A 22,318-nucleotide genomic window follows, 5' to 3' on the forward strand; every position below is an offset into this window, starting at 1 on the left:
GGAGCTATACTATGGTCAGAAAGGGAGGGAACAACATGTTTCTGGCCATTAGAGAACTCTTTTTTGCCAAAACAAAATATATTTTAATCGGCTTAATTACAACGTTAACGGTAAGTCTTATTTTTATTGTATCTGGTTTAGCTGAAGGCTTATCTGCAGATAATGCATCTTCTATTCAAGGTTTAGCAGCCGACTCCCTTGTCTTAGAAGCGGAAGCAGAAGGCGAGTTAGGCAGCTCATTTATTCCAATGCAACAAGCAAAGGAAATAATGAATGATCAAGAACAGGAGGCTAACACGCTTTCTATCCAAATGATGAATGCAACAGTCGGTGGTGGAGACAAGCAAATTAGCCTAGCGTTATTTGCGACAGAACGTGATGGTATATTAATTCCGGAAGTAACGGAAGGGAGGTCTCCTAAGCAAGAAAATGAAGTGCTAGCGGATGAAAGTCTAAAGCAGGATGGCATTCAATTAGGTGATGAATTACAGTTGGGTGAGGAAACGACCTATGTCGTAGCTGGTTTTACAACAGAGCAACGTTATAGCCATACACCAGTTGTGTTTGTTAAAAGCGATGATTTGGAACAAGTGAATGCGGTAGCGGTAAAAGGGGAATCAGCAGCAGAGGGTGCTTATTCCACTATTCCTAAAAACGATGCTTTAGCTGGTATTCCAAGTTATTCACAAGAACAAGCTTCCCTTAACATGATGATTATTTTTTTGTATGTTATTACTGCATTTGTTCTAGCCGTGTTTTTCTATGTAATGACGTTACAAAAACGAGACCAATTCGGTGTTTTAAAAGCGCTTGGTGCGAGTAATACATATTTAATTTCGGGATTAATCACCCAGGTTATTCTTCTTTCTATCGTTAGTGTAGGGATTGCTACAGCGATTAGCTTTGGAATCGGCGCATTATTCCCAGCTGATATGCCATTTATTTTAAACATGGCAACAATTGTGCAACCAGCGATCGTTATTATCGTGGTATCTGTGTTAGGGGCAGTCGTATCGCTTTATCAAGTGATCCAAATTGATCCACTAGAAGCGATTGAAGGGGTGGCAACATGACGTTAGTATTAGAACATGTCCATAAAGTATATCAAGACGGACCAAAAGAGTATGTTGCTTTAAATGATGCTTCTTTACAGGTGCAGGCTGGAGAATTTGTAGCAGTCGTTGGTCCTTCAGGATCAGGAAAAAGTACGCTGTTATCTATTGCAGGCGCATTATTATCACCTACTAGCGGTAAGGTTTTACTGGATGGGGAAAATATTGCAACGCTATCTAAGAAAGAAGTAACGAAGCGCAGGTTGGAAAAAATCGGGTTTGTTTTTCAAGCCGCTCATTTACTTCCATATTTAAAAGTGAAGGATCAATTAAATGTTATATCTGTTCTTGCTCATAAACCGAAGCAGCAAAAAACAGACATACTTGCTCATCTTGGTTTAGAGCACCTTATTCATCATTATCCGAATGATCTTTCTGGTGGGGAAAGGCAGCGAGTAGCTATTGCTAGAGCATTAGTGAATGACCCGAAGCTTATATTGGCGGACGAGCCGACAGCAAGCCTCGACTCTAGTCGCGGGCAGGAAGTAGTCAAGCTACTCGCTAATGAGGTGAAAGAAGGTAATAAAGCGGGTGTTATGGTAACGCATGATGAGCGCGTTTTAGGCTATGCTGACAGAATCATTACTATTCGCGATGGAAAAGTGGAATTGGGTTAACGACTAGGGGCACTGTCTTTTATTTCGTTACTCAGGTATGAAATTGCAACCCTGTTCATAAATCATTAAAGAAAACCCATCCCGTTGCATGATATGCTCCCACTATGGTAGACAGAGAAATAATAAAAACTCTTTACTACGATATTGGGGGCATTTTCTATGTCTAAAAGAAGAAGTAAACATACGTTAGATGAAAGAATCGAGGCGGCATTACGTGTGATTTACTTAAAAAGTGTGTTTATTTAAAGTAATTAAAGGTCATACTGCCTATTATTACTAGTACGATCATAAAAGCAGGACTACCAATAAATGCTACATCAAATTTATCTTTCTCGTTATCATTTCTATTTCTTCCCCTAAAATCGTCCCCTTCTAATTAGCACATACAGATTTATTAAATTGTAATATACATTTAAACGTATCGAGTACTATGAATTTATAGTTTATGCCAAACGATGGTGCTTTTCGCTAAAATTGGTGAACATCCGATCTTTTCTGACTTCCTGGGTGGTAACATGAAATGTATAAAAACTTGACATAGATTAATTTTGAAACTAGTCTAAAAATAATAGCATTTTCAGCAGATCATAGAGACATAGATTAATGAAGGTGGAAATAAAGTGCTTCCACTATGTAATAATTCAAAGTGCAATTTCTTTTCAATTGCTTTTACGTCATGCTCATAAGTCATAAGTTAGGGGAGGCCTTTTGTGGTACAGAAAATTAGAAGATTCTAAGATACATAGCATAAGCAAAACTACCGTTTTCTCCATAAAGGAAAGGCGTTAAGCCAAGGTTTTCTAGCCTTATTCTCATTTGCATTCTACTAAGTCTAACTTAAATGAAGGGAAGAAAATAAAATGATACCATTTCCGAAGCCTACTGTGGAACAGTTCTTTCGCACGTTTGCCATCACTAATTTTACTGTAACTCCTAATGAAAAAAGGGTTCTATTCAGCTCCAATTTAAATGGAAAAATGAACGTATGGGCGATGGACTTGCCAAATACGTTCCCATATTTATTTGCTCATCGTGAAGAATCGTGTAGCTTTCTAAAATGTGATCCGGAAAATCGTTATGTGTTAGCAGGGTTCGATCAGGATGGTGATGAAAATCATCACATTTATGCTATACCATCAGAAGGAGGGCTGCCACAGCCGCTTGTTACTGGAGACTCGGAAGAAAAGTACTTTATTGCGCACTTGAGTGATGACGGTGAGCGTATTTATTATATGACATCGGAAGGAAATGCATCATTTTTAAATACGCGTGTTCGCCATTTGCAGGAGGGAAAAGATACCTTGCTTCATGTGGGCGAAGTAGGCCCAACTTTTTTAGAAGCTGTTTCTGAAGAAGAAAAGGCGTTTGTTTTTACACAGACGTATGCCAACACATATGTTATAGGATTTGTAAAAGTGGGCACAGAACAGATCCCGTTAACTCCTGACACGGAGAAAGTGCATGTTGTCATGGATCCAGTATTTGTAGACGAAACGACGATTTTCTTTTTAACGGATTATGAGGATGAATATACGTATTTAGCCAAGTTCGATGTGAATAGCAGAACATTTGCTAAAGTTATTGCCGTTGAAGAAGAAAGTATTAATTTCCTAAAATGGAACAAGGAAAAACAATGCTTTTATTTCGTAACAGAAAAAGGGGTGACGGATAAGCTATATCAATATGATCTTACAGAAAAAGAGCTGCTTACGATAGATGCGCCAACGGACACGATCGATCAATTGGTAGTAGCGAAGTCAGGCAATCTTTATGTGTTAGGTAGAACGGCGACATCACCGGCGAATATTTATCGGTACACATACGAAGATGGAAATTGGACGATGCTAACGAATAATCGTGTTCTCGGTGTTGCCAGTGAAGAAATGGTTGTGCCTGAGGTTGTGACGTACGCGTCCTATGATGGAATGGAAATCGAAGCATTATTATTTAAAGCTCACGCACACTATGATAATGGCTATACTATTTTTTGGCCGCATGGTGGACCGCAAGCGGCAGAACGAAAAGAATTCCGTTCCATGTTTCAAGCATTGCTAAACCGTGGTTATTCGATATTTGCCCCTAATTTCCGAGGAAGTACTGGATACGGAGCGTCATTTGTAAAAATGGTCGAACAAGACTGGGGAGAAGGACCGCGTCTTGATTGTTTGGAAGGAATAAAGTGGTTATTTGATAACGACATTACTACGAAAGAAAAATTATTTTTAGTTGGTGGAAGCTACGGTGGTTATATGGCGCTACTATTGCATGGTCGCCATCCTGAGTACTTTAAAGCTGTTGTAGATATTTTTGGACCGTCTGACTTATTTACGTTTGTAAACTCGGTGCCTCCGCATTGGAAACCAATAATGGATCGTTGGCTTGGCGATCCAGAACGAGATAAAGAACGATTCATTACGGATTCCCCTGTTACGTACTTAGAAGGTATGACAAAGCCAATGCTCGTCATCCAAGGTGCGAAAGATCCTCGAGTCGTAAAAGCAGAATCGGACCAAATTGTCGCTAAATTGAAGGAAAAAGGTCGTGATGTTGACTATCTTGTACTTGAAGATGAAGGACATGGCTTTTCTAAAAAAGAGAACGAAATGAAAGTGTATCAACGTATGCTTGACTTTTTAGATCAGCACAGAGATAGCTAGCATGAAGTGGAATTTTAATTAGAGTGGGTCTTCGCTTTATGGTTTTATCCCCTGACTGACGTCTTCTAATGATGAAAATGGGCGTCTTACACTACCTTATATTTGGAATACACGAAGAGCGTAGATGGGAATCTGCGCTTTTTGTGATTTAAACGATGGAAATAAATATGGGGTAGTGAATAGTCTAAAGGCGTAAAAACATTGAAGAGCTTGTGTATCTAATTAAGAAATTACCCTAAAAAGAAACATTCACGCAGGGTGCTTAGAGGGATCTAAGCACCCGTTTCTGAGATATATAATCACTATTGACAATTATGTCACATTGCGATACAGTCGAGGTGCGATATAGTTGGTAGAAGGTGAATGATGTGAAACGTGATAAATTAAGAAAAGCTTATGTTCCGATGACAGAAACCGCTTTTTATATGCTGTTATCATTGCTTGAGCCGAGGCATGGGTATGGAATTATGAAGCATGTGGAGGAACTGACAAAGGGAAGAATTCAACTCGGTTCTGGTACGGTCTACGGTACGCTGACAAAAATGCAGCGAGATGGGTTAATTCATGTATATTCGACGAAAGAGCGAAAAAAGATGTACCAAATTACAGTGGATGGTCAGCACATTCTAAAAATAGAAATGCATCGGTTGAGCGAACTGCATAGTAATGCGATGAAGTATGGAGGTGATTTGCTATGATAGGATTTTTTCGTCCGTTTTGGAGCTACAATATACTGGCAACGGAAAGCTGGTTAAAGTCCATGAGTGAACAAGGGTTTCAGCTCGCCGATTTCAACCCACGAACACGACGGTTTTATTTTGTAAAAGCATTTCATAGCCAACCCTCTATTTATCGCATTTCTTACGCTAAACAAAACGTCCTGCCACCTGCCTTAATAAAAGATGGTTGGCAAAAGGTAGTCCACAAAGGAAAATGGCATATTTTACAACATGAACAAAGTAATGAAATTGCCACATATCCTGAGCGAGAAGGTGTAATACGACGAAATAAACGGTTGATGTATCTGTTTACTACACTACTAATCTATTTTAGTTTTGCTTTGTTACCGCTTGTTTTTATGTTTATACTATTTATCGCTTCGGGTGAATTGAATGTTTCGATAGTAGGAAATCCATTTGCAGTGATAATCGGTATGATGGTGCCTGTATTACTTTCGGTATACGCTTGTTATTCCCTCGTTAAGTTAAATAAAGCAAATAAGCAATTACTGTTTGGAAAAGAGAAATGCATTTATAAATGGAGACGGAAATCATATAAAAAGCAAGCAAACTTCTCCAGAGGAAAATTGGCGTGGAAGTATGCGCCTGATAGATTAGAAGCGTGGTTAGAAAATATGGCGTTAGCCGGAAACGAGCTTATTGCTGTAAGTAGATTTGGGGCAAGGTTTTACTTTCGACGAACCAAGCCGAAACATATTCGCTATTGTGTTGATTATCAAAATCATTTAGATGATGCTTATTTTGATTTACATCGCCAGGCAGGGTGGGCGTTGTTATATTCTCAAACAGGGTTTTTGGATAAATGGTCCATCTGGGCAAAAGTATACGAACAAGGGGAAGCTGTTCCGCAATTGTATGACGATGAAGGTCATAAATTAAAACACGCAAGAAGAGTTACAATTACACATGTAGCATTTTTAATACCTGCTATTTTGGTATACGTCTATATATTTAGGGATTTTGCTTTATATAATGGGGTTACATGTAAATTACTAGTTTTTGGAATTATCATTATTCAGTTTGCGGCTTTTTTTATACAATCTAGCTTGTATTACAAACGAATGAAGAAAAAAGTGGAAAGATATTAAAAAGAAGCGCGTGTTTAGATAGAAACAAAGATGTGTTCCTTAGATGGTGAAATATCAGTCAGGAAATTGGCTGATATTTTTTGCATTTTAAAAGCAGTATGGATGGAATTTTACTAGCCGCGGTTAATTAGGGAAATGCATCTTATCTACAAGGGTAATTTTTGACACAAAACGTGTATCACGTAAATAAGTTGTTGTAAGATACAAGCTGGCAAGTTTAAGAGGAGATAACAGTACTTAAATTTCCACTTAAATTTAACTGATTTAAAATTCACTTTAAAGGATAAGAAAATGGTAGATCTAGCATAAGGTAGCACTATTTTTCCTCCTGTTTTTACAATGAAAACCGTGTTTGTGAAGTGAAAGTAACATCATATTTCTAAGATGAAAACATATGATTAAACGAAGGTAGTTAATTGCCGTACAATATGCAAGGAGGTCATGGAGAGTGAAAACAGTGTGGAAGCCATTTTGGAGTTATAATGTAAAAAAGACAGAAAAATGGCTTCAGGCAAAAGCTTTGCAAGGAGAGCAATTGGTGGGAATAAAGCCTCTTTACCGCTTGTTTATCTTCGAAGCAGGCAACCAACCTCAAGCGATTCAATATCATATTGCTTATCACAAACTGCAACACCATAAGCTGCCTCTAATATTACAGCAAAATGGATGGAGAGAATGTTGTCAACGAGGGCGGTGGTACATTTTTACCAATCAACAGAAAACAAAAGATATCTATAATTATCCTGTCCGTCGAGAAATTATTAAGCGCAATCGCAATTTATTCTATTTTTTTACTGCATTAACCATATACGTGCTTCTTACCTTGCTACTGTTTGTTATTATGAGTGGAATTATTGTATTTCACCATGGGAACACACTTACTTTTTGCCCTGTTTTTGTATGGCACACACTCCTTGCAATTAGTATTGGTTTAACTATTATTGGCATATTTTCCACTATATGCCTCTATCAATCCAATAAACATTTTTGGTAAGCCAACATTATAGTATACATTATGATGGATGAAATATTGATAACGATGACAAAATAATGTTTGTCTCGTTTTTTTCAATTTACTCCTGTTTTTTCACGTTTGAAGATTTTTTTCATACTATATTTATAATCAAATCATTGTTTTATCTAGTGTCATGCCAGAGACCATGCTCCTCTATACAGCTTTAATAAAAAAATGATTGACTAAAAATATAAATCAAGGTTAAAATGTGGTGAACCCTTTTTTGTACTAGAAAAGTATAAAAGTTTAAAGGTTTAGCGATAAGCTAGGTTTTCTTAGTTGATTCAAACATAGAAAGGAGCATTAAAGTAAAACCGTTTTTCTAAAGCGCCAGGACTATGCAATCGAACGGGAGAAAGCATAGTTGACGAGGTTGGAGGTTATCGAATGTTCGGCGGGTGCCTCCCGATTGTACATCTCAATTGTTACGCTCTTCCTTAAAACAACGAGGTAACTTGTTGGCCAAAGGGAAATGGCAAGGTGTTACAAAAACAATCACGAGAAAGGGGCAGTACAACGGCCCCTATAAAGTATATTTTATTTGGATCGTTTGTCCTGCCCCTTTTTTACAAGGAGGACTACAACGATGTGTGGAATTGTAGGATATATCGGACAGGATGATACGAAAGAAGTTTTACTAAATGGTCTTGAAAAGCTTGAATACAGAGGTTATGATTCAGCAGGTATTGCAACTTTAAATGACACAGGTGTTCAAGTTGTGAAAGTAAAAGGTCGAATTGCAAAATTAAGAGAAAGCATAGATAGCTCATTACGTGCAACGATGGGAATCGGTCATACGCGCTGGGCGACTCATGGTGTGCCAAGCGAAGAGAATGCACACCCGCATCAAAGCGCGTCTGGCAGATTTACCCTTGTTCATAATGGCGTTATTGAAAATTACCAAGAATTAAAAGAGAACTATCTTGGGAACGTGCATTTTGTTAGTGAAACAGATACAGAAGTCATTGTGCAACTGATTGAAAAGCTGTTCGCAGAAACAAGCAATACAGCAGCAGCTTTTCGTAAAGCAATGCGTCTATTAAAGGGGTCCTATGCGATCGGTATGATCGATCATGAAAACAAAGATACGCTGTATGTTGCTAAAAATAAAAGTCCTTTACTAGTTGGATTAGGTAACGGATTTAATGTTGTTGCAAGTGACGCCATGGCAACATTAAAAGCAACGGATCAGTATGTCGAAATTCATGATCAGGAAGTAGTGCTCGTTCACCGTGAATATATTGAAATTCATGATCTTGATGGAAATTCCATTATGCGTGAACCATATACAGCTCAAATCGATGCCAATGATATTGAAAAAGGGACGTACCCTCACTTCATGTTAAAGGAAATCGATGAGCAGCCGTTTGTTATGCGTAAAATTATTCGCGAATATCAAACAGAAAATAATGAACTTAAACTAGATCAGAACATTCGCCAAGCTATGAACAGCTGTGATCGTATTTATATTATTGCAGCAGGAACAAGTTATCATGCTGGGTTAGTTGGAAAGGAATTTATCGAAAAACTTGCCAACGTTCCAGTCGAAGTTCATATCGCCAGTGAATTTTCATATAACATGCCATTATTGTCAGAAAAACCGTTGTTTATTTTTATCTCCCAAAGTGGAGAAACAGCAGACAGTCGTGCTGTATTAGTAAAAATTAAAGAAATGGGACATCCAGCATTAACGATTACGAATGTGCCTGGATCCACCCTTTCTCGTGAAGCAGATTATACGTTAAACTTATATGCAGGCCCAGAAATTGCGGTTGCTTCTACCAAAGCATATACAGCGCAAATTGCTGTATTAGCTATATTAGCAGTCGACACTGCAAAAACAAAGGGATTACCGTTGGATTTTGATCCAATGCAGGAGCTAGCGATCGTTGCTAATGCGATGGAAGTGCTAACCGATCAAAAAGAAGCGATAGAAGATTTGGCACGGAAGTATTTGCATACATCTCGCAACGCATTTTTTATCGGTCGTAGCGTAGATTACCACGTGTGCTTAGAAGCAGCTCTTAAGCTAAAAGAAATCTCCTATATCCAGGCTGAAGGCTTTGCTGGTGGAGAATTAAAGCATGGAACGATTGCTTTAATTGAAGAAGGAACTCCAGTTATTGCATTGGCCACTCAGGAAAATGTGAATTACTCCATTCGTGGCAATGTGCAGGAAGTAGTAGCACGTGGAGCGAATGATATGGTTATTAGTATGAAGGGGCTAGAGCGAGATACGGATGCATTTGTCATCCCGCATGTTCATGAATTGCTCACACCACTTGTTAGTGTTGTGCCATTACAACTATTGTCTTATTACGCTGCATTACATCGTGATTGCGATGTTGATAAGCCGCGTAACTTGGCGAAAAGTGTGACTGTGGAGTAGAGCGAAGTTGTAGGTTTGAAGTGATTATCTCCCTGTTACTCTAACTCCCTTGGTTCCCATGGAACTTTGTTCTTCCCTGATGGAACTAAGTTGGTGTCCGAGTCGGAAGGAGACGGAGAGAAGAACGGGGAACACTATGTACTCAGGTATTTCTCAATCATCATCCAATAAGGATTTACATGCAAAATCAATACAAATCAAGGCTGGATAAATATTAGGTCCAGTCTTTTTCTTTGTCTACAATATTTCTTCAATCCTAGTGGCTTCAGGCAGTGACCAATCGCATTCCAGTTGTTAACTCAACTATATCAATCAATTCTAAGGGTTTTTAATGACCTTTCATGTGTTTTTCAATAGCTTTTTATGATTTTCCCAGGCTTTTCTCCTTATTCTTTCTCCTAGTATGGAAAGAACTTAGTTCCATTGCTTGTATATAAATGTCTTTTTCAAGATGTTAGGGCTAAACATTTATAAATGATTTATAAATGTTTTTAGATGAAAAATGGTAGTAATTTATCGGGAGGACAGAAGCAAAAAATTGGTTTGGCAAGAGCGCTTATAAATAAACCTAAAATGCTACTTTTAGATGAAGCAACAAGCAATATTGATGAAAAAAGTAAGCCTGAAATCTTTTCTTATATATACTCTTTGGAAGGAGTGACAGTTATATCCATTTCTCACGATAAAAGCACTTTGAAATATTTATTAATAGAAAATGAAGAGATAAAAATAGTTGATGCAGAAAAAAATACTATTGTAACGAATTGACATATTTTCTGATATATAAATGAGTGAACTTTTTGAGTAAGTTAGATAAGTGATAAACATAGTAAATGTATATTCAGATATATGTACACTATTATTTAAACTTATAATAAGTGAAAGATAAACAAATATTGTAACGAACCAACACATTCTTTGATATATAGATGAGAAAACTTTTTAGATGCTTGCTCAATATATGAAAAGGGGGTAGAGGGTGAATACAGAAGACATCTACCAGCAATATGGAAGTTTTATATTTAAATATCTATTAACACTGACGAATGACGAACAATCTGCTGAAGAATTGACGCAAGAGACATTTTACCAGGCGATTAAGTCCATCAATAACTTTCACGAAAATGGGAAAGCAAAATTTTCTACATGGCTCTGTTCGATTGCAAAAAATGTCTGGCTACAGGAACTGCATCGTGAAAAGAAGAGACATCAATTAGCGGAATCATTAAGTGATGAAAAAGCGTTATCTTATAGTTTGGAAGAAGAATACATAAGAAATGAAGATAAAATTGGCTTTTTTAAAAAAGCGCACCAACTCAGTGAGAAAAAACGGGAAATACTTTATCTTAGGCTATTAGGAGATTTATCTTTTAAAGAAATTGGCTCTATTTTTGGAGAATCAGAGAACTGGGCAAGAGTAACATTTTATCGGGCAAAGCAACTAATAAGAAGGGGTGACAAAGTGGATGAATCATAGTGTTTTTAGAGATTTAGCACCAAACTATATTGAAAACTTAACAAGTGAAGAGACTAATAGACAAATGGAAAAACACATGGAGCAATGTGAAGATTGCCGGAAGTATGTAAAAGACATGCAGGAAGACTTAAACATAGAACGAATGCATAAACAAAAAGATGAGAAGAGGAATATCGACTATTTAAAAAAGGTGCGCTCAAAGAACAGAAAAAAGATTTTTAAAATTGTAGGGGCACTGCTATCCCTTTTTCTTGTCCTATCAATTAGTTACCACTTTCTCTTTATTAATATGTGGATAGCAGATGGAAATAATGTGAAAAAAACTGTTCAACAGCAAGGTTCTTCCGTAACACTGACCTTTCAGTCAAAAAAGGATAATCGTTATCTTTTAGCAGATATGAAAAAACAAAAAAGTCAGGATTATACCGATTGGATTATTATTTACGAAAGTTGGAATATTTTGTCGAGTACAAAACTTAATCCTTTTTCAGAATTGGCAGCTGCTAGTAAAGATGGAGTTGACATTACGTATAATTTTTTAGATGAAAATACTTTACTGTTGGACAATGGAGAAGAAAAGAAACTAACGGATGAAGACAAAATAGAAATTCAATATAAAGATCACACGGAAGAAATGCGCTTAAAAGATCTATACAGGGCAGAAAATAATCATTAATTAGAGGAGGATGCTTTCAAATGACTTTAGAAATAAAAAATATAACAAAAAGTTATGACAATACAATGGTGTTACATGATATTTCCATTGTACTTGAATCAGGTGTTTATGGCTTGCTTGGGGCAAACGGCTCAGGTAAAACGACGTTAATGCGTATTATTTGTGGCGTAATAAAGGCAAATGTGGGTTCCATTATTTATAATGGTGAAAATATGAATGAAAAGCCTGATTCATTTCGATCTATATTAGGGTTCTTACCCCAAGATTTCCGATATTACCCTGACTTTACTGGACTCAAATTTTTATTATACATGGCAGCATTAAAAGGATTAGATAACAAAATGGCTAAAGAGAAATGTAATGATTTAGTACATTTGGTTGGTTTAGAAGATGTTAAAAATAAAAAAATCAAGAAATATTCAGGAGGCATGAAACAGCGTTTAGGAATTGCACAAGCAATGATAAATGATCCAAAAGTATTGATTTTAGATGAGCCAACAGTTGGTTTAGACCCAAAAGAAAGGGTTCGATTTAGGAACCTAATAAGCTCCTTTTCAAAAGAAAAAATTATCATTTTATCCACCCATATTGTTTCTGATGTTGAATACATTGCTGATGAAATATTAATTCTGAATAACAGAAAAATTGAAAACAGAGGGAGCGCGATAGAGCTTGTGAAAGAAATTGAAGGACAGGTTTGGGAATGTGTCGTGCAACCAGCGTCTGCTAGGGAAATGAGAACAAAATATGTGGTGAGTAATGAGAAACATGAAGCCGAAGGAATGATTTTACGAATCGTCTCCAATGAACAGCCTACAGAAAATGCGAAAAAGGTTCAACCTACATTAGAAGATTTATATTTATATTATTTACAAGAGGAAGTGGTAAAATGATGACACTTATGAAATATGAATTGGAGAAATTAATCAGGAACAAAACTTTTCTTATAACAAGTGTTATTTCGCTAGTAGCTATAGTTGGAATCTTTTTAGTAGGTTATTATTATTCTCAAGTCTCTTATGCGGAACAAGGGAATGCAGACAAAGGATATCCTAATTTTTATTCAGATATTACAAGCATGCATGCAGGTGACTTTAATGATCAAAAAGTCAAAGAAGTTTTATCAGATTATATGGATAGATACCAAAAACATATTGATGTAGAGGAACGACCTTTTGATGTTTTTTCTTGGTATATCGCGGAAGTCTTCTTCCCTAAAGGGAAAGATGCCTATTCAAAAATGGGTGAAGCAATGGAAAGTGGAGAAAAAATATCCTTTGATGAACTTGATATTAGAAGTGTTCAAGATGTTGGATTTGCAAGTTTTGATAACCCTTTAAAACTAGGAGCTTACAACACTTGGGGGGATTTATTTCTAGTTACAAATAGTATGTTTCTTCTTGCGGTCTTGTTTGTTATTTTTATTTGTTCCTCTGTTTTTGCTAGTGAATCTGCCAGAAATATTAATCAATTGTTACTCTCTACAAAATATGGAAGAGGAAAATTGACGGCGGCAAAGATAATTACGGCAACAGGGGTTTCTATCCTGATATTTGTGGTTATTCAGTTGATTTCATTTCTATTTTTCTATTACTACTATGGTATTAGTGGTTGGGATGCTAGTATTCAAACTAATTTTTCTTTTAAGTTATACGATTTTCCTATGGAAATGAATAACTTAGAAGTTTATCTTTTAGTCATTGGAGTTCAGATGATAGGTGTACTCTCCATTGTAGGTATGACATTGCTCATTTCTTCAATGACGAAATCTCCATCTATTTCATTAGCTATCTCTTTAGGAGCTTTTTTCTTACCGTATATGCTGGGGAAAATATTTCAGACAGGAACCATAGTTAAAATATTGAATCTATTTCCTATACAGCATTATCAGATGGAAGAGATGCTAACCATGATGGAAACAGATATTGTTTTCTTTCTAAAGGCTTTTATTCCCAATGTTATTTTAACTATTTGTTTTTCGCTAGTTATCATGTTAGTTACTGAAGTAATCATTTATTTTAAAATGAAATATTCATATGTAAAATAATTGCTCAACATCAAAATCAATGAATGTTAAGATTGGATTGGGAATGAAACCTGAGTTAACTGGAAAGGGTATGGGTTTAGATTTTTTAAAAGCTGGACTAAGTTATGCTATATCAAAATATAACCCCAAAGTAATAACGCTTTTGGTCGCTACTTTTAATGAGAGAGCTATAAAAGTTTACAAAAAAGCAGGCTTTGAATCTGTGGAAACTTTCAATCAAGATATAAATGGTAGTCGTTTTGAATTTTTGAAGATGAAATATGAATGCTAGAAGCAAACAATTAAAAGTAGTTTTGATTTCTGCTGTTAATGGGCACTCTTATGAAAGAGTCCATGTCTTATCTTTAAGAGGTTGAATTAAAAGTGAACAGTTACCCAAACGAAAATGATCATTCCCAAAGGGTGTGATAATGCCCCAAGGAAGCAAATAGTCATTGATTTTACAGTAGCTATATTAAAGCACCTAATTGAAATCATTAAGGAATATGCAGATGAATCTATCATATTGTATCAGCTAAAAGGAAATAAAAAAATAGAAGGTCAATGTTCATTAATCACCACTTTGCAGGATAAAAATAAAAGCATCATTGATTGCCTTGAAATTCACCAAGTGATGACTCACAGGAAATATGCTTCAATAAATGATGTAATCTCATTATCAAATGGTACAAAAATTGATTTCTGTGATGTATATATGTTTCGTAATGCTGCAAAATCTGCAAAGGTAAAAGAAATAAGATCATATAGAATATAGTTTTTAAATTAAAAAAACTTAAATTTTTTGAAAAATGTTGCGGTGAAATCCCCCTTTGGATATGATTTTCTAAAGGGGTGTTTTGTGTCGAAAATAAAAAGAACAACTAAAATGAAGAAATATTGTTGGTCAAGGCATTACAGTAGGGGAAGTTGAACACCTTATATGGGTTCAGCATAGGGCAGAGGTGATTATAAATTTATTAAATTACCATATTTTACAAAAGGGGGTATTATTGAAATTGAATGAAAAATCCTATCTAAATATAGAAGAGATTATTTCCTTACCAACCTTATTGGATACGAACATCAGTGATAATGGCAAAAATGTAGCATTTGTAAAGAGGACGGCTAACTGGCAAGACAATACATATAGGAATCATGTATGGATATATGAAAAAGATAAGGGGCTTCGTTATCCGTTAACACCTAGAGATATAGATAGTACATCTCCATCTTGGTCGCCGGATTCTAGGTATATCGCATATCTTAGTCCAGTTGGTGACAAGGGTAATAAGAAAAATCAGATCTTTATTAAGTCCATAGATCATGATAGTGGTGTTCAAATTACGGATGAGGAAGAAGGAGTAAGTAAATTCAAATGGGATGCTAATAGCAAGGGTTTTTATTATATCGCACAGGCAAAAGAATCTGAGATGATAAAGAAACGTAAAAAACTATATGGGAATTTTCAACATATAGGTAAGGAATACCAGAATAATTGTTTATACTACATTAAAATAGAAAAACTGATACACAACTATAAATTTGGACGTATAGAAAAAAATGATAGTGCCAGTGAGGATAAAGATGAACAGGAAACTAGTGCTGTTTATCAGCTAACGGATGAAATGGATTTCCATATCCATGAATTTGATATCTCAAATGATGGAGAAAAGGCTGTAATGATGGCTACACCAAGCCCAAACATGGAAGATTATATTAATGGAGATCTATACATACTAGACATTAAATTTGGCGAGCTGCAAAAGATGAATATAGATAAATTGTTGGGAGGGAGTGTTTGCTTTTCTCCTGAAGGTAACAAAATATGCTACTCAGCAAGCATTAGGGAGAGAGATTATTATAAGACCCATATTCAAGACAGTACATTAGAAATATATGACATTTATCATAGGGAGTTAATTCAACCTTTAACAGATTTTGATAGTACGGTTATTCCAATACAATGGACAGCTAAAGGAATTTTCATTCGATGGCAGAACAAAACCAATTATCTTATTGGGTTGCTATCTGAGGATGGAACGATGGAATTGTTAAGTGAAAAGGCAGATAGCTTTATATTGGATGCTTCTATAACAAGTGACGGAAATCATATATCCTATAATAAGGCTATAACAAATGAAACCTTTGAAATTTATTTAGATGATAAAAAAATAACCAATGAAAATAGCTTTTTCAAAGAAAAGCTTAAAAGTAACAGGGAAATAATCTCATGGCAAAATAGTGACGGGCAGGAGATAGAGGGTGTTTTATCGACCCCGGTGGAGTTTAAAAGAAATAAAAAATATCCCTTATTAGTGGTAATCCATGGTGGTCCGGCTTGGGCATCCTTTCCCATATTCTCAGACTGTTTTAATGAGAAGTATCCTATTGAACAGTTTATTGAAAAAGGCTTTATCGTTTTAGAACCAAATTACAGGGGAAGTTCTGGTTATGGTAATGAATTTTTAACAGCGAACTATAAAACATTGGGAACTGCTTACTACGATGATGTTATATCTGGAGTGGATAAACTAGTTGACAAAGGTATTGCAGATAAAGATAGGGTAGGGGTTATGGGATGGAGCAACGGTGGATATATAGCAGCTTTTTGTTCCACATTTAGTAGTAGATTTAAAGCGATTTCAGTTGGGGGTGGAATTACTAATTGGCGTACTCACTATGTAAATACAGATATGCCTTATTTTATTAGGATGCATTTAGGAAATAATCCATGGAATGACCCAGAGATATATGCTAAAACCTCACCAATGACATATATTAAATCAGCTTGTACGCCTACCTTAATCCAACATGGCGAAAAGGATGCAAGAGTTCCAACTCCAAATGCATTTGAGCTTTATCAAGGATTAAAGGATATGGAAGTTGATACAGAATTAGTCATATTCAAAGGAATGGCATATAGTTCTGACCAACCAGAAATGAATGTAGCTATTATGAAGCAGAATTTGATGTGGTTTTCACACTATATTCTTGGAGAGAGCAGGAAAGACTTTAGGGTTTTATAAAGCGTTTTTTTAAATTTGAGAGTTGAGAGGTTGGTTGGGGGGATTTCTTATGATAAAGGAATTGGATAAAGCTTCATTTCAAAAGTGTAGAAAGTTGATAAATGAACAAGGGCAATTAGAAGCAATTGCAATTGTGGAAAATATAAATCCTGGTCGTATTTTTGTAGATGATGTTAATGATCCTGCATCTGGGGTTATTTGGTTAGGAAATAATGATGGATTCATTTTTTTCGGAAACGAGCAAAATGAAGCATTTAATCATAAATTAAACAATTTTATCAACCATGTCATTATACCAGAGGCAAAGAAAGTCCAATTAAAATGGTTTGAAGGTATTGGGAATCATGAAAAGTGGAATAAAGTTATTGAAAAGACATTCGAACATCGTAAGTTGGGAAAGTGGAATCAGAAGGTTTATAGTTTACAGCAAGGAGATTATAAGGGCAATAGTAAACCTGAGGTTGAACAAGGATATAAGGTTGCCAAAATGTGTGATTTTCTATTTGAAAATGATAATAACGCTATAAAAAATACCGCTTTTTTACAGAGGAAAATATTAGAATATTGGGGTTCCGTGGAAAGTTTTTTGCGTAATGGTATGGGTTATTGTATGGTTTATCAAAATGAAATCGTAAGTGTTTGTTTCTCGGGGTTTGTCGCGGGCAATATCCACTGTATAGATATTGAAACATTAAAAGCGCATCAGGGGAAAAAGTTGGCTCAAAGAATCGCCCATCATTTTGTGGAAGATTGCATGGAGAATAATTTGGTTCCATATTGGGATTGTATGGAAGTGAATAAACCTTCTGTTGCAGTTGCGGAAAATATCGGTTTACGAAATATATTTAATTATGTAGGGTATGATTTTTCCCTTGAATAACATGCAATGGTTCGTTGAAGAAATATTATACCAAGCTACAAACGGGGGAGCTACTATGAAAGGAAGGTTATACCAAAATGATGCGAAAAAGAGGAGAAATCCATAGTTATAAATATTTTATAGCTTTTACAGCAATTCTTATTCTTTTATTTTCAGGGTGTAGCTCACCCATGCAGATTAGCAATAGTGATTTAGAAAAATATAACGTGAAAAAGAAAGTAGACGAAAATAGTCAAGGTGACTTTGTTTTTCGGCTCGTCAGTGAAAAGCAAGAGTATGAAGCAAGGGATAATGTGAAAGTATATGGCGAAATAACTTATGTAGGCGATAAAGGTGAGGTTGATATTTATCATTCATCATCTGCTATGCTTTTTCCAATGGAAGAAAAGATACGTGGGTTTGACATTGGATTTACTGTAAACGAAATCGCCATGACAACGACTCTTAAACAAGGAAAACCTTACCGAGAAGAATACAGGAAAAGTGGAAACTATATGGAAGATGGTTCCAGTGATTACTTGGATTTTATGGAAAAATTTTCAGAAATGGATAGTTTTCCTCCAGGATACTATGTTGTCCATGGTGAGACAGATTTTTTCTTAGAGGATCAAGAAAGAGTAAATATAAAAGCGACAATAGACTTTAAAGTTGTTGAATAGTTATACTGACTTTTCGTACGCTTCAATTATGATTCGTTCACTTAGGGGTGAAGAAAATCTCCACTGATTGGAAATGCACTTTATAAAAAGTTAAATCGTTTTGAGGAAAGGTTTTTTGAACGAAGGACGGTTATATTATGCGAACTTTGATATAATAATATAAACTTTTGTAACTTTAAGGAGTGATTCATATTTTATTATTCTCTTTTAACCTTTATGCTTTCTAGGGGACGATGCCAATGCCAGTGATGAATAATGACACGTACTAGTGGGATGTGGCGTTATAGCCGCATCACAGTGGTTGGTACAAATATATAAAGTCAATCGAGGTTCGGATCAAGGGATGGAATATGCCTTTGTGAAGCTGGAACTAGAAGTAATCGTTTAAAAAATAAAACGGTGAATAGGTCTCTCTTATTCAAAGCCTGGAACTGCTACACGCAGAAAAACAAACGGAACCCGTTTCTCCATAGGTGAAAAAATTCATCTTGGAGGAAAGCCAATGACTAGAAAACGAGACAATACCTCTTTTCAATGTGAAAAATGTAGTGCTGAAGTTATACGATTAACAAATGGTAGTTATCGGAATCATTGTCCTTACTGTTTATATTCCAAACATTTGGATAATACCCCTGGTGATCGTTTAAGTGAATGTAAGGGGCTAATGAAACCAATAGCCCCAGATTACTCTGTGAAAAAAGGACATCAGATATTACATCAATGTGTAAAATGCAAGAAAACACAAAAGAACAAGGTAGCAACAGATACCGTACAAGAAGATAATATTATTCAACTTATGTATCAGTTACAACTAAAATAAAGCTACAAAAGAGAGAGCGTTCTAATGCTTGTTATTAGAACGCTTGTTTTAAAAGTTGGCTATTTATCGTTGGTTTTCAAAAGCGAAAATGTAAACAATTCAAAAGGCGGTTAAATGAAAGGGGTCTGGATAAATGGAAATTATTGATAATAAAATCCATTTTGAATACCATTTTGTAAGTGATAAATGTATTATCTCCAATAAGGATACAAGTGATGTTCCAGCTGTTTTAGCAGTAGATGCTATGTTTTCAATAAAAATGAATCACATTTTATACTTTGAGGCAGAACTTCCGATCCTAGAATTTTATAAGTCTTTGTATACATGGAAAGAAAGGGTAACGAAGGACTATATACCTGAATTCCATTATTATACAATTGAACACGATGAGGAAGAAGGTGCAATACTTTCAGTGATCCCTTTCTCCAATAAAGCAAGGTTAGAGACTATTTGGGCAGAAGCAGACATTGATAATGTATTTGATTTGCACTACATTGTTAAAAAATTTATAACTCTGGAGAGCAGTTTGAGGGAGGATATGGAGGAGTATTATAATATAAAATTGAAGTATTTTATGAGACATATACCATTTAGCGATTATACTGAAACAGATGAATAAATAAAGGTAGAGAGGAGTCCTTTACCTTTATTTATTTTGCAAAATTTAATAAGAGTTGTGTAAAATGATTCTTTTAATGCATGATGGCCCTATCTCTATCTATTTCCTTCATTTTGAAAAAGAACTCGTATATTATGATTATTATATTTTTCTGCTATATGTGACGGTATGGAGTTATCTGTAACGATGAGATCAATATCTTTTAATGAACAAATATTAATATAAGAAGAAGTTTCAAACTTAGATGAATCTGCCACGACTACTTTATATTTGGTTCGCGAAAGAATGGTTTTGATAACACCGACTTCATGCACTCTAAAATCCGTTAAGCCGTGTTCATAGGATAAGGCATTTACTGTTATAAATGCAATATCAATATTAAAGGCAGCTAGGACCTCCTCACACTGTTTCCCGTAAAGAGTACGTTCTTCATGATTATAAAAACCACCGGTCAGGATAATATTGAAATCCTTATTAGTCCCTAGAATATTTAAAATTTGAAGGTCATTTGTGAAAATAGTTAATCTATGAAATTTTTCTACCAATATTTTTGCAATCTCTACTGTAGTTGTCCCTCCATTTAAAGCGATGGCTTGGCCTTCTTCAATTAATTCAACCGCTCCTAAAGCAATCTCTTGCTTTTTCTCCAAATTTTTAATTTCTCTATCGTTATAAAGTTGATTAAGAGCAATATCTTTTTTTTGTTGTAATATAGCCCCGCCATGGACTTTTTTAATAATTCCGTTCTTCTCAAGTACTTCAAAATCTCTGCGTATGGTATCAATGGACACATCTAATAAGGTAGCAAGTTCGGACGCTTTTACAGCTTTTTGCTGTTTTAAAAAAGATTCAATCATATGATGCCTTTGCTCTTGTAACATTAGTAGTCTCCTTTAATATCTATTCATCAGGAAATGATACCTAAATAATAACACATTATGAAATAAAGCATTAAAAAAACGAAGCTTGTCCTCAATTCTTTATCCCACATATAAGTGCTGTAAGACGAAAGCTTTAAAAGTTGGAATTCAATTTAAAACAAGTCTAAGTAGAAGATAACAGCAACGCTAAATCCCCTTATTGTTCATGGCTTAAAGATTTTCTTTATGCGAAAGCTATCGCCCATCTTTTAGAATAAAACAAGAAATGGAACATTTGCTGAATAATAACATGCAATGAAGAACATGAAGTAAGCTAATAAGTTTATTAACGTTGTGTAAATTATGTAAATTTAAAGTTTAAAAAGTGTAAAATGCATTGAAAAACCGCAAAAAACAGTATAATCTTGCATTTGAAGGTAGAAGAAAAAATAGAGGGCAACCAAACAAGGATTGAATGTTTGATTAAAATAAATGAAACAGAAAGGGCGAAACTATGGGAAGCTACTACAATGCAGTGAAGGTTAATATAGGTTCTATAGAAGTAGTAGAGAATATCTTAAATGATTTAGAACCGAAGCCAAGCAAGGTTCTGTTATTAACTCGCGGAGGAGACTTTTCAAAATCACAAGCCATGCATATACTTTCAAAATGTTTGGGAGGTTTTGAAGTTGAAAAACTAGAGTTAGAAATCTCCAATCCAGATGTGGAAGACTTATATTCTTATTTTCAACAGGTTAAAGCTTTTAATTACCAATGTATAGTAGGCATCGGAGGAGGCAGTGTACTTGATCTTGCAAAGTCATTAGCTGCATTAAAGGGGATGGAAATAGATTCCATTGCAGATTTACGTACTGTTATTGAAGAAAAGGTATATAAAACAAATCAAAACATCATACCTTGGGTTGGAATACCTACAACTTCTGGTACTGGCTCGGAAGTTACTTGCTGGGCCACCATTTGGGACCGAGCTAATAGCGTTAAATTGTCAATTGATAGTGAAAGTATATACGCAAATACGGCTATCATTGACCCCAGTTTAACTAGATCATTGCCAACAAGATTAACAGCTTCAACAGCTTTAGACGCTTTATGTCATGCTACTGAGTCCTATTGGTCAAAAAATTCGAATGAAATTTCCAGAGTTTATGCATTAGAAGCGATCAAACGCATTGTTCTTAATATTGAAAAAGTAGTGAATCAACCAAATGATATTACAGTAAGAAAAGAAATAGCTTTAGGGAGCTTATATGCAGGGTTAGCATTTAGCAACACAAGGACAACTGCAAGTCATTCGATATCCTATCCGCTCACGTTAGAGTTGGGTATTGATCATGGGATAGCAGCAAGTTTAACTTTAGCGAAAGTAATGGAGTTAAATTTCGAAGCAATCACGGAAAAAGATAAACTATTGCATGCATTCGGTGTTAAGAATTGTCAAGAAGTACAGACGTTTATTGAACATATTCATCGTATATCGGGTTTCTCCAGTCGACTAAAAGATTATAATGCAAACTTAGAAATAATAGATGTTATTGCAAGTAATGCCTTTACTAAAGGGCGAATGGATAACAATCCAATTGCTTTTACTAAGCACGATGTTACAAATATTCTTATGTCCATTTATTAATATAAGGGG

The 22,318-nt window shown here is 35.4% G+C and carries 20 protein-coding genes, 1 pseudogene and 1 other annotated feature; of the genes and pseudogenes, 20 read left to right on the plus strand and 1 reads right to left on the minus strand.

The features are described from left to right. Positions 1-35 precede the first annotated feature (35 nt). From D9780_RS19990 to D9780_RS20080, 19 genes and pseudogenes are all read left to right on the plus strand, one after another. On the plus strand, positions 36-1,073 hold the full coding sequence (locus D9780_RS19990) for an ABC transporter permease (protein WP_121641278.1): 1,038 nt from the start codon (positions 36-38) through the stop codon (positions 1,071-1,073). Continuing rightward, the gene (locus D9780_RS19995) at positions 1,070-1,729 is read left to right on the plus strand and encodes an ABC transporter ATP-binding protein (protein WP_121641279.1); all 660 of its coding nucleotides are present in this window, start codon (positions 1,070-1,072) and stop codon (positions 1,727-1,729) included. The genes D9780_RS19990 and D9780_RS19995 overlap by 4 nt, the downstream gene beginning before the upstream one ends. An 860-nt stretch (positions 1,730-2,589) precedes the next feature. Beyond that, positions 2,590-4,386, plus strand: a complete 1,797-nt coding sequence (locus tag D9780_RS20000) for a S9 family peptidase (protein WP_121641280.1) — start codon at positions 2,590-2,592, stop codon at positions 4,384-4,386. A gap of 368 nt (positions 4,387-4,754) precedes the next feature. Continuing rightward, positions 4,755-5,084 (plus strand): PadR family transcriptional regulator, encoded by a 330-nt coding sequence (locus D9780_RS20005; RefSeq protein WP_240458737.1) that lies wholly within the window; start codon positions 4,755-4,757, stop codon positions 5,082-5,084. After that, positions 5,081-6,214: a DUF2812 domain-containing protein gene (locus tag D9780_RS20010; RefSeq protein WP_121641282.1), complete on the plus strand. Its 1,134-nt coding sequence runs from the start codon at positions 5,081-5,083 to the stop codon at positions 6,212-6,214. Before D9780_RS20005 ends, D9780_RS20010 begins: the two co-directional genes overlap by 4 nt. 448 nt (positions 6,215-6,662) lie before the next feature. After that, positions 6,663-7,208, plus strand: coding sequence for a DUF2812 domain-containing protein (locus tag D9780_RS20015; protein WP_162985949.1), 546 nt, complete (start codon positions 6,663-6,665; stop codon positions 7,206-7,208). 607 nt (positions 7,209-7,815) lie between these two features. Further along, positions 7,816-9,618, plus strand: coding sequence for a glutamine--fructose-6-phosphate transaminase (isomerizing) (gene glmS / locus D9780_RS20020; protein ID WP_121641284.1), 1,803 nt, complete (start codon positions 7,816-7,818; stop codon positions 9,616-9,618). A 495-nt stretch (positions 9,619-10,113) separates the two neighbouring features. Continuing rightward, positions 10,114-10,386 (plus strand): ATP-binding cassette domain-containing protein, encoded by a 273-nt coding sequence (locus tag D9780_RS20025; protein WP_121641285.1) that lies wholly within the window; start codon positions 10,114-10,116, stop codon positions 10,384-10,386. A 211-nt stretch (positions 10,387-10,597) separates the two neighbouring features. Beyond that, entirely contained in the window at positions 10,598-11,095 is a 498-nt protein-coding gene (locus D9780_RS20030) for an RNA polymerase sigma factor (protein ID WP_121641286.1), read from the plus strand. Continuing rightward, entirely contained in the window at positions 11,085-11,771 is a 687-nt protein-coding gene (locus D9780_RS20035; protein ID WP_121641287.1) for a zf-HC2 domain-containing protein, read from the plus strand. The genes D9780_RS20030 and D9780_RS20035 overlap by 11 nt, the downstream gene beginning before the upstream one ends. 20 nt (positions 11,772-11,791) lie before the next feature. After that, positions 11,792-12,664, plus strand: coding sequence for an ABC transporter ATP-binding protein (locus D9780_RS20040; RefSeq protein WP_121641288.1), 873 nt, complete (start codon positions 11,792-11,794; stop codon positions 12,662-12,664). A gap of 8 nt (positions 12,665-12,672) precedes the next feature. Beyond that, positions 12,673-13,818 carry an ABC transporter permease gene (locus tag D9780_RS20045; protein ID WP_162985950.1) on the plus strand — a complete coding sequence of 382 codons (1,146 nt, stop codon included), beginning with the start codon at positions 12,673-12,675 and terminating at the stop codon, positions 13,816-13,818. A 25-nt stretch (positions 13,819-13,843) separates the two neighbouring features. Continuing rightward, positions 13,844-14,089, plus strand: a pseudogene (locus D9780_RS20050) (GNAT family N-acetyltransferase); the annotation flags it as partial. Between the two features lie 114 nt (positions 14,090-14,203). Continuing rightward, positions 14,204-14,572, plus strand: coding sequence for a hypothetical protein (locus tag D9780_RS20055; protein WP_121641291.1), 369 nt, complete (start codon positions 14,204-14,206; stop codon positions 14,570-14,572). Positions 14,573-14,807: 235 nt separating this feature from the next. Beyond that, positions 14,808-16,823, plus strand: coding sequence for a S9 family peptidase (locus tag D9780_RS20060; RefSeq protein ID WP_121641292.1), 2,016 nt, complete (start codon positions 14,808-14,810; stop codon positions 16,821-16,823). Positions 16,824-16,872: 49 nt separating this feature from the next. Further along, positions 16,873-17,703 carry a GNAT family N-acetyltransferase gene (locus tag D9780_RS20065; RefSeq protein ID WP_121641293.1) on the plus strand — a complete coding sequence of 277 codons (831 nt, stop codon included), beginning with the start codon at positions 16,873-16,875 and terminating at the stop codon, positions 17,701-17,703. Between the two features lie 77 nt (positions 17,704-17,780). Next, complete coding sequence (locus D9780_RS20070) at positions 17,781-18,362, plus strand: hypothetical protein (RefSeq protein ID WP_121641294.1); 582 nt, start codon at positions 17,781-17,783, stop codon at positions 18,360-18,362. 246 nt (positions 18,363-18,608) lie between these two features. Next, positions 18,609-18,783 (plus strand) — a sequence feature (16S ribosomal RNA rRNA prediction is too short). A gap of 81 nt (positions 18,784-18,864) precedes the next feature. After that, entirely contained in the window at positions 18,865-19,182 is a 318-nt protein-coding gene (locus D9780_RS20075) for an RNHCP domain-containing protein (RefSeq protein ID WP_121641295.1), read from the plus strand. Between the two features lie 133 nt (positions 19,183-19,315). Then, entirely contained in the window at positions 19,316-19,801 is a 486-nt protein-coding gene (locus tag D9780_RS20080) for a DUF7878 domain-containing protein (protein WP_121641296.1), read from the plus strand. Positions 19,802-19,896: 95 nt separating this feature from the next. Here D9780_RS20080 and D9780_RS20085 read toward each other — a convergent pair whose 3' ends face one another. After that, positions 19,897-20,682 (minus strand): DeoR/GlpR family DNA-binding transcription regulator, encoded by a 786-nt coding sequence (locus tag D9780_RS20085; RefSeq protein ID WP_121641297.1) that lies wholly within the window; start codon positions 20,680-20,682, stop codon positions 19,897-19,899. A gap of 493 nt (positions 20,683-21,175) precedes the next feature. Between D9780_RS20085 and D9780_RS20090 the strand changes: the two genes are divergently transcribed. After that, positions 21,176-22,309 (plus strand): phosphonoacetaldehyde reductase, encoded by a 1,134-nt coding sequence (locus D9780_RS20090; protein WP_121641298.1) that lies wholly within the window; start codon positions 21,176-21,178, stop codon positions 22,307-22,309. The last annotated feature ends 9 nt before the right edge of the window (positions 22,310-22,318 follow it).

Origin of the sequence: Virgibacillus sp. Bac330 (genome assembly GCF_003667845.1) — a bacterium.
Classification (GTDB): domain Bacteria; phylum Bacillota; class Bacilli; order Bacillales; family Amphibacillaceae; genus Virgibacillus; species Virgibacillus chiguensis.